At 35.7% G+C, this 12,883-nt stretch carries 12 protein-coding genes and 1 tRNA gene; 7 read left to right on the top strand and 6 right to left on the bottom strand.

Annotation, left to right across the window (positions count from 1 at the left end; all coding sequences use genetic code 11):
- The first annotated feature begins 109 nt into the window (after nt 1-109).
- Both dnaE and dinD read left to right on the top strand, forming a co-directional pair.
- Nucleotides 110-4,513, top strand: a complete 4,404-nt coding sequence (gene dnaE, locus ABXQ82_RS18225; protein ID WP_367063136.1) for a DNA polymerase III subunit alpha — start codon at nt 110-112, stop codon at nt 4,511-4,513.
- 6 nt (nt 4,514-4,519) lie between these two features.
- A complete protein-coding gene (gene dinD, locus ABXQ82_RS18220) occupies nt 4,520-5,359 on the top strand; it encodes a DNA damage-inducible protein D (protein ID WP_367063134.1) in 840 nt (279 codons plus the stop codon).
- Nucleotides 5,360-5,437: 78 nt separating this feature from the next.
- Here dinD and ABXQ82_RS18215 read toward each other — a convergent pair whose 3' ends face one another.
- The 6 genes from ABXQ82_RS18215 to ABXQ82_RS18190 form a co-directional block, all read right to left on the bottom strand.
- A complete protein-coding gene (locus ABXQ82_RS18215) occupies nt 5,438-6,061 on the bottom strand; it encodes a MarR family transcriptional regulator (protein ID WP_367063132.1) in 624 nt (207 codons plus the stop codon).
- Nucleotides 6,062-6,111: 50 nt separating this feature from the next.
- Complete coding sequence (locus tag ABXQ82_RS18210; RefSeq protein WP_367063130.1) at nt 6,112-6,375, bottom strand: DUF2024 family protein; 264 nt, start codon at nt 6,373-6,375, stop codon at nt 6,112-6,114.
- 133 nt (nt 6,376-6,508) lie between these two features.
- On the bottom strand, nt 6,509-6,742 hold the full coding sequence (locus ABXQ82_RS18205; RefSeq protein ID WP_367063128.1) for a thioredoxin family protein: 234 nt from the start codon (nt 6,740-6,742) through the stop codon (nt 6,509-6,511).
- A 183-nt stretch (nt 6,743-6,925) separates the two neighbouring features.
- Nucleotides 6,926-7,351 (bottom strand): SRPBCC domain-containing protein, encoded by a 426-nt coding sequence (locus ABXQ82_RS18200; RefSeq protein WP_367063126.1) that lies wholly within the window; start codon nt 7,349-7,351, stop codon nt 6,926-6,928.
- A gap of 25 nt (nt 7,352-7,376) precedes the next feature.
- On the bottom strand, nt 7,377-7,700 hold the full coding sequence (locus ABXQ82_RS18195; protein WP_367063124.1) for a metalloregulator ArsR/SmtB family transcription factor: 324 nt from the start codon (nt 7,698-7,700) through the stop codon (nt 7,377-7,379).
- Nucleotides 7,690-8,121, bottom strand: a complete 432-nt coding sequence (locus tag ABXQ82_RS18190) for an SRPBCC domain-containing protein (RefSeq protein ID WP_367063122.1) — start codon at nt 8,119-8,121, stop codon at nt 7,690-7,692. Before ABXQ82_RS18190 ends, ABXQ82_RS18195 begins: the two co-directional genes overlap by 11 nt.
- A 251-nt stretch (nt 8,122-8,372) precedes the next feature.
- Between ABXQ82_RS18190 and ABXQ82_RS18185 the strand changes: the two genes are divergently transcribed.
- The 5 genes from ABXQ82_RS18185 (at nt 8,373) to ABXQ82_RS18165 (ending at nt 12,528) form a co-directional block, all read left to right on the top strand.
- The gene (locus ABXQ82_RS18185) at nt 8,373-9,941 is read left to right on the top strand and encodes an alpha-L-fucosidase (protein WP_367063120.1); all 1,569 of its coding nucleotides are present in this window, start codon (nt 8,373-8,375) and stop codon (nt 9,939-9,941) included.
- Nucleotides 9,942-10,216: 275 nt separating this feature from the next.
- Nucleotides 10,217-10,537, top strand: a complete 321-nt coding sequence (gene trxA / locus ABXQ82_RS18180) for a thioredoxin (protein ID WP_367063180.1) — start codon at nt 10,217-10,219, stop codon at nt 10,535-10,537.
- An 80-nt stretch (nt 10,538-10,617) separates the two neighbouring features.
- Complete coding sequence (locus tag ABXQ82_RS18175; protein ID WP_367063118.1) at nt 10,618-11,166, top strand: ATP-dependent Clp protease proteolytic subunit; 549 nt, start codon at nt 10,618-10,620, stop codon at nt 11,164-11,166.
- Between the two features lie 162 nt (nt 11,167-11,328).
- The gene (locus tag ABXQ82_RS18170; RefSeq protein ID WP_367063116.1) at nt 11,329-12,258 is read left to right on the top strand and encodes a DUF58 domain-containing protein; all 930 of its coding nucleotides are present in this window, start codon (nt 11,329-11,331) and stop codon (nt 12,256-12,258) included.
- Between the two features lie 196 nt (nt 12,259-12,454).
- A tRNA-Asp gene (locus ABXQ82_RS18165) sits at nt 12,455-12,528 on the top strand.
- Nucleotides 12,529-12,883: the final 355 nt, after the last annotated feature.

Genomic DNA, 12,883 nt, shown 5'->3' with positions numbered 1-12,883 from the left:
GTATTATTTCTATGTAATTTTATACACTTCGTTTTTTAGCTTTAAACGAAACGCAATTTTTTATTAATTAACTAAAAAATCCCTCCCCTAAGGGGAGGTTAGGAGGGGAATGTACTTAATTTTCGATACCGAAACCACAGGATTACCAAAACGTTGGGACGCACCCATTACAGATACCGATAACTGGCCAAGGTGTATTCAAATTGCATGGCAATTGCACGATGGTATGGGAAACCTTATCGAAAGTCAAGATTATTTGGTGCAACCCGATGGTTTTAATATCCCGTATGATGCCGAAAAAATCCACGGAATTTCTACTGAATTAGCACAACAACAAGGCATCCCATTAGCTGAGGTTTTAGAAAAGTTTAATGAGGCTTTAGGGAAAACCAAATTTGTAATCGGACAAAATGTAAAGTTCGATTTAAACATCATGGGTGCCGAATTTGTGCGTGGTGCTGTCGAAAACCCGCTTCAAGAGTTACCGGTTTTAGACACTTGTACAGAACATACCGCAAATTTATGTCAAATTCCTGGTGGGCGTTATGGAAAATTTAAATTGCCAACATTAACAGAACTTCACGAGTTTTTATTTGATGTGCCTTTTTCTGAAGCGCATAATGCGACTGCCGATGTTGAAGCCACCACACGTTGTTTCTTAGAATTGATTCGTTTGGGAGAATATACCAAAGAGCAATTGGATGTGCAACCAGATTATTTCGAGAATTTCAAAAAAGAAAATCCCGATACCATTCAACTTATCGGTTTAAAGCATATCAATCTTAAAAAAGAAAGTGCTAAAATTCTTGAACGTTTAAAGAAAGCTGAATCAGGTGTTTCATCAGAAGATATCAAGCAAAACATATCAGAATTAGCTGATGTTGATTTTGTGCATTTGCATAACCATTCTCAGTTTTCGGTTTTGCAATCTACCATGGGCGTTGCCGATATTGTTTCGGCAGCAGCCAAATATAATATGCCTGCAGTAGCGCTTACCGATCATGCGAATATGATGGGGGCTTTTCACTTTGTGAATGCCGTAAATAGACATAATAAAAGTGTTGCAGCTAAAATTGCCGAAGCAGAAGCCAAAGGGGAAACTGCAACAGCAAAACCTATAAAGCCCATTGTGGGCTGCGAGTTTTTTGTATGTGAAGATCACACAGATAAAACCAGAAAAGACAACGGTTATCAAATAGTACTGATAGCTAAAAATAAAAATGGCTATCATAATCTAGCAAAATTATCATCGCATGCCTTTGTGGATGGGTTTTACTATTTACCAAGGATTGATAAAAAATTGATTCAGCAGTATAAAGAAGACATTCTTGTATTGACGGGGAATTTATATGGTGAAGTACCCAGTAAAGTTTTAAATGTTGGCGAAAATCAAGCTGAAGAAGCCTTACTTTGGTGGAAAGAAGAGTTTGGTGATGATTTGTATGTAGAGCTGATGCGCCATAATCAAGAAGATGAAAATCGTGTAAATCCCACTTTGATAGCATTAGCAAACAAACACGATATTAAGTTAGTTGCTACCAATAATACCTATTATCAAAACCAAGAAGATGCCAATGCGCACGATATTTTATTGTGTGTAAAAGATGGTGAAAAGCAAGCGACACCAATTGGTCGTGGACGAGGGTACCGCTACGGATTGCCAAATCAGGAGTATTATTTCAAGTCGCCTGAAGAAATGAAGGAACTCTTTAAAGATGTTCCAGAGGCGATTTCTAATGTGCAAGAGGTTGTTGATAAAATTGAAGGTTTTCAGTTGGCACGTGATGTTTTATTGCCAGCTTTTGATATCCCGGAGGAGTTTAAACATGAAGAAGATTTAGCTGATGGCGGCAAGCGTGGAGAAAACGCTTATTTAAAACATTTGGTTTTTGAAGGTGCTAAAAAACGTTATGGCGAGGAACTTTCAGAAGAAGTAGTTGAGCGCCTTGATTTTGAATTAAGTGTTATTGAAAACACGGGTTATCCAGGCTATTTTTTAATTGTTGAGGATTTTATTCGCGAAGCCAGAAAAATGGATGTTTCGGTGGGTCCTGGTCGTGGTTCTGCGGCAGGTTCGGTAGCGGCATATTGTTTGTGGATAACGAATATTGACCCCTTAAAGTATGATTTACTTTTTGAGCGTTTCTTAAATCCAGATCGTATCAGTATGCCAGATATTGATATCGATTTTGATGATGAAGGCCGTGGTCGTGTCATGCAATATGTGATTGATAAATACGGAAGTAGTCAAGTGGCGCAGATTATTACTTACGGTACTATGGCTGCGAAATCGTCCATTCGAGATACGGCAAGAGTTTTAGATTTACCATTATTTGATGCCGATCGCATTGCAAAATTAATTCCGACGATGTCTAAACTCGGAAAGATTTTTGGGTTAGATGAAAAGGAATTAGGAAAGAAATTTAGAGCCGAAGATTTAGAAAAAGTCAATGAACTTTTAAATATTGCTGATGGAGACGATTTGCAAGCTGAAACGGTAAACCTCGCTAGAACGTTAGAAGGCTCGGTTAGAAATACAGGGATTCATGCCTGTGGCGTGATTATCACGCCTGATGATATTACCAAATTTGTTCCCGTCGCTTTAGCAAAAGATTCTGATTTGTATGTCACCCAGTTTGATAACTCGGTGGTTGAAGATGCAGGATTGCTCAAGATGGATTTCTTAGGATTGAAGACTTTAACGTTGATTAAAGATACCGTTAAAATCGTAAAAGCGAAGCACGATGTTTTGCTCGACCCAGAATGTTTTCCTTTAGATGATGAAGAAACGTATGCCTTATTCCAACGCGGAGAAACGGTAGGGGTGTTCCAATATGAATCTCCCGGGATGCAAAAACACCTTCGGGATTTAAAACCCACCGTTTTTGAAGATTTAATTGCCATGAATGCCTTGTATCGTCCAGGGCCCATGGAATATATTCCAAGTTTTGTTAGAAGAAAACATGGCGATGAAGATATTGAGTACGATTTACCAGCGATGGAAGAGTACTTAAAAGAAACCTATGGGATTACGGTATATCAAGAGCAAGTGATGTTGCTGTCTCAAAGTTTGGCAGGTTTTACCAAAGGTGAAGCCGATGTGTTGCGTAAGGCAATGGGTAAAAAGCAAATTGCGGTACTCGATAAAATGAAACCTAAGTTTATCGAACAAGCTAGTGCAAAAGGACATGATGCCAAAATTCTTGAAAAAGTTTGGAAAGATTGGGAAGCCTTTGCGAGTTACGCTTTCAACAAGTCGCACTCTACATGTTATGCGTGGATTGCCTACCAAACGGCGTATTTAAAAGCACATTATCCTGCGGAATATATGGCGGCTGTTCTGTCCAATAATATGAACGACATCAAGCAAGTGACTTTCTTTATGGAAGAATGTAAACGCATGAAATTGGATGTTCTTGGTCCCGATGTTAATGAAAGTTACTATAAGTTTTCCGTAAATAAAGATGGTGCGGTGCGTTTTGGAATGGGTGCTATAAAAGGTGTTGGCCATGGTGCAGTAATGACGATTGTGGAGAACAGAAAAAAAGATGGTCCCTATAAATCTATTTTCGATTTCGCAAAGCGGATTGATTTACGAGCAGCCAATAAAAAAGCATTTGAAAATTTAGCCTATGCGGGCGGTTTTGACGGTTTTGGGGATATACACCGTGCGCAATATTTTTATGATGATGGCGACGGGATTACCTTTTTGGAAAAAGCTATAAAATTTGCGCAAAAGTATAAAGAGAATAAGAATTCTGCACAGATAGATATGTTTGGAGAACAGAGTAGTGTGCAATTTTCTGAACCTGAAGTACCCCCATGCGAAGAGTGGGGCACTATGAAGACTTTAAGTAAAGAGCGTGAGGTTGTTGGAGTTTATATTTCTGGACATCCCTTGGATGATTTTAGCATAGAGATCAAGGCTTTATGTAATGCTAATGTCGCTATGTTCAATCATTTAGAATCTTTTTTAAATAGCGAACTTACATTTGCAGGCGTTGTAACCGATGTGCAGCATCGTGTGAGTAAACAAGGAAAGGGTTGGGCGTTATTTACTATTGAAGACTATACGGATAGTTTTGAGTTTAGGATTTTTGGAGAAGAGTATTTAAAGTTTAGGCATTTTTTACTACCTAATAATTTTGTTCAAGTGAAAGCTTTTATTCGTGAAGGATGGACAAACAAGGATACAGGAAAAAAAAGTGATCCAAGATTGCAGTTTAATAATTTTCAATTACTCCATGATATTCTAGAGAAAGAAGCAAAAAAAGTGTCCTTTCATTTTAAATTAGAAAGTGTTGAGAAGGAATTTATAAGAAGCCTTAATGAGTTATTGAATCAACATGAGGGAGATTGTAAAGTAGATTTTGTAGTCTATCACGATGATATTACTATTGAAGCTTTAAGCAGAAACACTAAAATTAAAATGTCTAAAGAACTTTTAGATGAATTGACCGAAAAAGAAATAGTTTGTAAACTGAATAAGGTTTATTTAAATAAAATAAATTAGAGAAAAATGAAATCAGAAATAATAAAATCACTAGCAGATAATTTTGAAAATCATTCTCAGACAACTGAGAATGATATAGAGTTTTGGTTTGCTAGGGATTTACAACAACTCCTTGGATATAAAGAATGGAGGAATTTTCAAAAGGTAATTGTTAAATCAAAAACATCATGTGAGGTTACTGGAAATAAAATAGATGACCATTTTGTTGACGTCAACAAAATGGTGTCAATCGGATCTGGAACGGAGCGGGAAATTGAAGATATAATGCTCACAAGATATGCATGTTATCTCGTTGCTCAAAATGGAGACCCAAGAAAAGAACAAATTGCCTTTGCTCAAAACTATTTTGCAATTCAAACGCGGAAATTTGAATTAATCGAACAGCGTATTAAAGATTGGGAGCGACTACAAGCAAGACAAAAACTGACGTTATCTGAAAAAGAATTATCTGAATTAATTTATGAAAGAACAGGAAGCGATAAGAATTTTGGATTAATAAGAAGTAAAGGTGATCAAGCTTTATTTGGAAGGTCAACCAGAGAAATGAAGAAGAAGTTAAACGTACCTCAAACTAGGGCATTAGCTGATTTTTTACCAACGATTACCATAAAAGCTAAAGATTTTGCTACTGAGATTACCGTTTTTAATACTAAAGAAAAAGGATTGACAAAAGGCAATAGCATTTCAGCGGAGCATGTAAGAAATAATAAAGGTGTTCGAGGTTTATTAATAGATAGAGGTATCAAGCCAGAAGAATTACCAGCTGAGGAAGATATTAAAAAATTAGAAAGACGTGTAACTTCAGAATCCAAGAAATTAGGTAAAAATCCAGATAAGCTTAAATAGAAAGATAAGTTGAGTTTTACTTTCCCCTAGCTTCGCAAAGTCTCCCGACTTTGAGAAAATGTAAAACCCAGATAGATTTTATTTTATAAATTGCGTATCCTGTTTTCCCTCAAACTCCCCACAATCAATCCGAATCTCAGAATTCTGCAATTCCTTTTCCAATAAATTACAAAAATGTTGATTGCCGTTTTTTTGATAAAATTTACAAGCATAGCAAGTACGTTGCACCGTTAAAACACCTATTTTATTCAGCTTATAAATTAATGTGGTTAAGGTTTTGAAAGTTTGGTCTAAGTCATCATTATCAATCCCATTAAGCTGATTATGTAAAGGATATGCAAAGTTTTCAGTTTCTAAAACTATTGTTTTCCCTGAATCTGATAATTGAATCGCATAACTTCTGCTATCTGATGATGAAGACACTTTTTCTGTCAATTCTTTTTTCAACAGAACTTTTACCGCATCACTTATTGTAGGCTTGGTAACATTGAATTCTTTCGCCAAATGACTCACATTACAAAATTCTAATTTATGATATTTTATAAAAATCAGGATTTGAATTTGAATAGGGCTTAACCCCAATAATTTTCCCTTTTCCCAAAGCAACACTTTAAAAGCTTCAGAAATACGCTCTAATCCAGCAACAATCTTGCTAGAAACATTGGTTTCTTGATGGTTTGGATTGAAAATACTTTTAGTCATAATTAAAAAGTCCCGCATTTAGCGGGACAAAGTTAGTCATCCTAATTAAATTAATTACAATTTTCCATTTCAATAATAAAATACCCTTGATTGTTTAGTTCTTCTATGACATGATCTGGAGCTTGTTCTATATGGCAGAATTTGCACTCGTTAGCTGTTAACCCTGCTGTATTAAAAGGTTTGCTCTTTAAATAATTGATGCCATGATCAAAGATGGTTTTTTCATCATTTAAGGTATCGGGTACTAAAATATCAAAATGCATTAATTTACCATCTTCTCTTTTAACGTATGTATCCCAAACGGAGACTTTCATGTGTTATAATTTATTGTTTTTCAATGGTCACATGTAACATCCATTTAATCAATTAGCTTGAGTACCAAGTTTTAGATATGGATGTTTCATAATATTGATTTTAAATTAGGAATCCTTACTAAATAAATTAAAATTAAGCTTTAACATCTTCCATAGAAGCCCCAAAGTTAATATGGAGTACATTTCCGTTTGGAGTAACTAAAGCTGGAACAGATTTAACTCCTGCGTTTTCTGCTTCCGAAATTCTTGAGGCATCTTCACCAAAATGAACGATGTCCACATTTTCTTTCCCAATTAATTCGATAATGTCGTGTTCTGCGCTTATGCATACTGGACAACCTGCGTGATAAAAAACTGATTTACTCATAATGTTATGTTTTTTGAATTAATAATTACGATACAAATATAGTAAGGAATCCTAACTAAATAAAATATTTTGATTATTTTTTTGAATTTATAGTTATATTTTAATTTGTTTAAAGGTATTTGTAGCACAAATTGTCGTTTGGACTACCCAATTTATCATTCCAGAATTGTTCTAGAGTTACAATTACTGTTCTTGTTTGAAAGGTTGACCTTTGCCAGTTTCACATAAAGATTTTAAACTGTCCAAAAACCTTCCCCATTGGTGATTACAAAACCCAAAGAACTCACTTTCTTCCGCCCAATTCAAATGTGAAAATTTCAGAGAAGTAACCCCTTCTTTATCTTCAAGGTCAAAGGTTAATTTAGTGCCTATCCATTCTTTATCTCCGTCCTTGCAAATCCAAGTTACATTGGTCGGAAACTTCAATTTTGACACTTCCATTTTATTGAAATATTCAGTTCCAAACTTGAAATGGTTAATGTGGCCAATTTCAGGTTTAGCCGATGCATCATTAGTCCACCATCCTCTAAGACCTTGTTCTAAGGTTATCGCATCATAAACTTTTTTGACTGGAGCTTCTATAGTTAAATTATGTCTGATATTTGCCATTATTATGTGCTTTTTGGCTATTAATTTACGATTTTTTATCCAAATAATTTCCTAAACTACCCAGTTTATCATCCCAGAATTGTTCATAGAATTTCAACCATTTCGTTACTTCTTTAAGTTCTTTGGGGTTGGCATTACAAAATCGTTCGCGACCTTGTGCTTCAATATAAACCAATCCTGCGTCTTCCAAAGTTTTAATGTGTTTAGTGACCCCTTGTCTTGTCATTTCAAATTGATTTGAAATTTGGGTGATAGACAATGCTGAGGTTGCAATCACCAAGGCATGAAAAATATCACGCCTAGTAGGATCTGCAATGGCTTTAAACAGTTTTGTTATTTTATCCTGCATTAACGGCTTCTTTTAAATAGCTGGTTAACCCAGAAATACAATTATTCCAACCACCGTTAAAACTTTCAAACATGGCTATAGCAGTTTCACCTTCATATTTAGAAATACCTGAATGTTCTAAATTTAGCTTAGTGCCTTCTGGGGTAGAACTTAGTTCCCATGTTACGGTAGTTTCTACTTTAGTATCAGCAACTATCCATGTATATATTAATAGGTACGGACTAGCTTTTTTTACTTCTCCGCTTATAACGGTACAGCCTTTTTCGTTTGGAGGCGAAGTAAATGTGTATTGATACCCTTTTTCTGCTTTAAAATCGGCTGGGATAAACCATGTAGAGATTTCTTCGGCTCTCGAAATGGCATTCCATACTTTGTCTATTGGTTGATTGAACACCACTTCTTTTTTAATTGAATCTTTCATAATTGTTAGTTTTAAATTATTATGCAACTTTACGGTTGCTAAACTAAGGCAAATAATTTAATTATGCAACATTTTGGTTGCGTAATATAAAAAGTTTAATTTTAGGGCGTTACCAATGAGAAAAATTGTACTCGTAAAATTATAACTCTTAGTCTTTACAGCTTCATCATATATACCTGTTTTTTTAGAACATTTATCATACTTTTATATTTTTAGGATGTTTAGTTTTGGGTTCAAAATATTTCATAGCCATGAAGACATACATTTTGTTATTTAGCTTATTCTTTTTATTTAACTGTAAGCAAGACGCTAGAATCTCTAGTTCTAATGCGACTACCTACCAACCAGATTGGGAATCTTTAAAACAACATGAAACACCCGAGTGGTTTTTGGATGCCAAATTTGGAATTTATTGTCATTGGGGACCTTACTCGGTGCCAGAATATGGAAACGAATGGTATGCACATTGGATGTATGTTAATGAAAATAACCCTGAAGCTAAAAATGGAGAAGCAAGTAAATTTTATAAGCACCATGTAGAAACCTATGGTCCGTTAAATAAATTTGGATACAAAGATTTTATACCACTATTTAAGGCTGAAAAATTTGATGCCGCAGAATGGGCAGATTTATTTGAAAAAGCAGGTGCTAAATTTGCTGGCCCGGTTTCAGAGCATGCAGATGGTTTTGCGATGTGGGATAGCGATTTAACCAAATGGGACGCTAAAGATATGGGACCTAAACGCGATGTAATGGGAGAACTCTCTAAGGAAATCAGAAAGCGCGGGATGAAATTTATTGCAACATACCATCGCCAATGGTTGTATGCCTGGTTTCCAACTTGGGATGAAACTACAGATGCATCGAACCCAGAATTTGCAGGTTTATATGGGCCAAAAGTAAAGCGTGGCGATTTTCAATATCCGCCCAATCCTCATGAAATTGATGAAGGTGTGAAGCGTTATTATCCTTTGGCCGATGAAGCTTTTAATGAAGAATGGCTGGCTAGACTTAAAGAAATTGTAGATAAGTACAATCCAGATTTGGTGTGGTTTGATAATAAAATGGATGTGGTTGGAGAGTCTTATAGAAAAGAATTTTTGAGTTATTATTATAACCAAGCAGAACAAAAAAACCAGGAGGTCGTTGTAACCTATAAGTTTTATGATCTGGCCAATGGAGCTGCTGTATTGGATTTAGAACGTGCCAGAATGAGCGAAAAAAAATCGTTTCCGTGGTTAACGGATGACTCTGTGGATTGGAAATCTTGGTCCCATATTAGTAATCCAGATTATAAATCGACTAATAGATTAATTGATTTCTTAGTAGATGTGGTAAGTAAAAATGGAGCGGTTTTATTGAATATCACGCCCAAAGCCAACGGAGAAATTCCAGAACCAGTAAAAGAACGTTTGTTAGAAATGGGAGCATGGTTAAAAGTTAATGGAGAGGCTATTTATGGTACCAGAACTTTTGATGTTTATGGTGAAGGAGACACTAAGACTATTGAAGGGCATTTAAGCGAACAGCACAATCCTGATAACAATTCTAAAGACATTAGATTTACAACAAAAGGCGATATACTTTATGCTACAGTTTTGGATTGGCCTGAAGAAAAACAACTTAAAATTTATACGTTAAAAGCAGGTAATCCCTATTTTAATAAGCAAATAGCTTCTATAAAACTACTTGGAACAGATACTGAATTAAATTTTACTATTGATGCTGAAGCGTTGAAAATAGAATTGCCAAGTGAAAAAAATGGAGCACATGCTTTTGTATTTAAAATTGTGCCCAAAACCCAATTAACATTTGAGTAGTTCATGGTGCGCAAGGTCCCGACGCTTCGGGGGAATGGCATGTTTTATTGCGATGATAATCGGGAGAGTAGTGAAATATTTATATTCATGAGTCCGACATTCGAAAATAAAAACCAACGAATAAAGCCCGACCCTTGTGGTTGCGCCCAAAAAACCAATAAATAAACCAATACAATAAAGGTATAGGCAAAACAAATTGTTGGGTTGTAAGCTTTCGAGTTTTTTTTGACTAAATTTGTGTGATTAAAATGAATTAAGAACATATTAAAAAATATATTATGGCATTAGAGATAACAGATGCAACGTTTGAAGAAGCGGTATTAAAGAGTGATAAACCAGTTTTGGTTGATTTTTGGGCTGCTTGGTGCGGGCCATGTAGGATGGTTGGGCCAATCATTGAACAAATTAGTGATGAATATGATGGAAAAGCCGTTGTAGGTAAGGTAGATGTTGATGCTAACCAAGAGTTTGCTGCTAAATATGGTGTACGTAACATACCAACTGTTTTGGTTTTTCAGAACGGAGAGGTTGTTGGAAGACAAGTTGGTGTAGCACCTAAAAATGCATATACTGAGGCGATTGACGCCCTTTTGTAATTGAAAAATAAAAGAAAATTGAAAAGGTTTGCCGTTATGGTGAACCTTTTTTTATTTTAGACATAAAATTAAAACATATTATGAGTAAACCAATAAAAGTGCAAGACGCTATTGATAGCAAATTGATTGAAGAACGCAAAGTGTTCTTATGGGGACAGGTTGACGATAAGTCCGCAAAACACGTCATAGATAGATTACTTTATTTAGACACTTTGGAAACTGCCGATATTCATTTATATATTAACAGTCCTGGAGGTTATGTAACATCTGGATTTGCAATGTACGATTGCATACAATCCTTAAAAAGCGATGTGTCAACCATTTGTACTGGTTTGGCAGCCTCTATGGGCTCCATTTTGTTGTCGGCAGGTACAAAAGGAAAACGTTTTATTCAACCGCACGCACGAGTGATGATCCATCAACCAAGCGGAGGCGCGCGCGGACAAGCGAGTGATATTGAAATTACAGCACAAGAAATTTTAAAGACGAAGGAATTGAGCGCAAAAATTTTGGCTGATAACTGCGGACAGGATTTTGAAAAGGTAATGAAAGATTTTAACCGCGACCATTGGATGGGAGCAGAGGAATCTGTTGCCTATGGGATTGTAGATAAAATACAAGCCCCCTAACCCCTGAAGGGGAATAGACCCACCTAGCCTTCCCAAAGGGGCTGGAACTCTTACTCTTGAGGGAAGAGAGTTGCTAGTTACATTAAAATAAATCTTTTAAATTGAACAATACGCTTTTGCACAAGAGTGTTTCTCCCCCTTTGGGGAGATTAAGAGGGGCATATGAACTTACAATCGGAACTAAATAAAGCAGAAGGATTTAAAAACCTTGGATTACTTGCAAAACAAGTGGTTGAAGGCTTTATAGCTGGTATGCATAAAAGTCCGTTTCATGGGTTTTCTGCTGAATTTGCGGAACACAAAATTTATAATCGTGGCGAAAGTACCCGCCATATAGATTGGAAATTATTTGCTAAAACAGATAAGCTTTATACGAAGCGTTATGATGATGAAACCAATTTGCGCTGTCATATTATTTTGGATAATAGCAGTTCGATGCATTATCCCAAGTTGGATTCTTTTTCAATAGATAGTTTAAACAAAATAGGCTTTTCGGTATTGGCAGCTGCGGCTTTAATGCAGATTTTAAAGAAACAACGTGATGCTGTAGGTTTGAGTATTTATAGTGACAATTATGATTATTACGCACCAGAGAAGGGAAGCGAACGTCATCATCAAATGTTATTAAATCATTTAAGTGATGCCGTTATTTCAAAACCATTAAATAAGCATACTGAAACTTATAAATATTTACATGAAATAGCAGAAAAGATCCATAGACGTTCCATGATTTTCTTGTTTACTGATATGTTTCAAACTTCTGAAGATGACGTGAAGTTGTTTGAAGCACTTCGTCATTTAAAATACAATAAACATGAAGTGATTTTATTTCATGTATTTGATAGGAAAAAAGAACTTCAGTTTGATTTTGATAACAAACCCAAACGTTTTATTGATGTGGAAACTGGCGAGCATATAAATTTGTATGCAGATACCATTAAAGCCAATTATAGTAAGTCGGTAAGTGATTATTTTGATTCATTACGCTTAAAATGTGCGCAGTACAAGATTAAGTATGTTGAAGCAGATATTAATAAAGATTTTAGTTCTGTTTTGACTACGTATATGGTGGAGCGTCAGAAGTTTGGATAAGAAGCCCTTTCTTTCTGATTGCTATCCGGACTTCCCGAAGGGGAGGAACAGATAACCTGTAAACTAAGTACTTATAAAAGGTTTACTGTATCGCGAAATTTACTAGCTCGTTTTTTAGAAATATTATTTAAAAAACTCTGAAAAAGGTTTGACATATAAAAAAAGGCGTGTATATTTGCAACCGCAATAATGCAACGGTCTGGTAGTTCAGTTGGTTAGAATGTCGCCCTGTCACGGCGAAGGTCGCGGGTTCGAGTCCCGTCCAGACCGCTAAAAATTGCAAAAGAAAGCTCTGAGAAATTGGGGCTTTTTTAATATAATGATGTTGTGTTGTTTGATAAGCACCCCGTGTTTATCAACTTGTGGTTGATATGCTGAAATAAATTCAGCACAAAGCCAATGGAAAGCTTTCCTTTTTTCTGAATAAGAAGATTGGGATGCTTTTTTGTTTTGGGGAGATTTTATACCAAAAACGTAAATGGTATCGGATCAAGAGGGATCAAGGATCAAGAACAATTGTTGTGTTTACGCAAATACTGTGGTTAACCTATAAAGGAAAAAATCTACGTTTCTCACACCTCTGAACTGTGCCCTAAAAGCTTTAATTTTTGCGTTGAAAGATTCT

Source organism: Algibacter sp. 2305UL17-15 (assembly GCF_040720935.1).
Classification (GTDB): Bacteria; Bacteroidota; Bacteroidia; order Flavobacteriales; family Flavobacteriaceae; genus Jejuia.
Note: the sequence above shows the minus strand (reverse complement) of the source record. Positions and strands in the feature narration are given on the sequence as shown.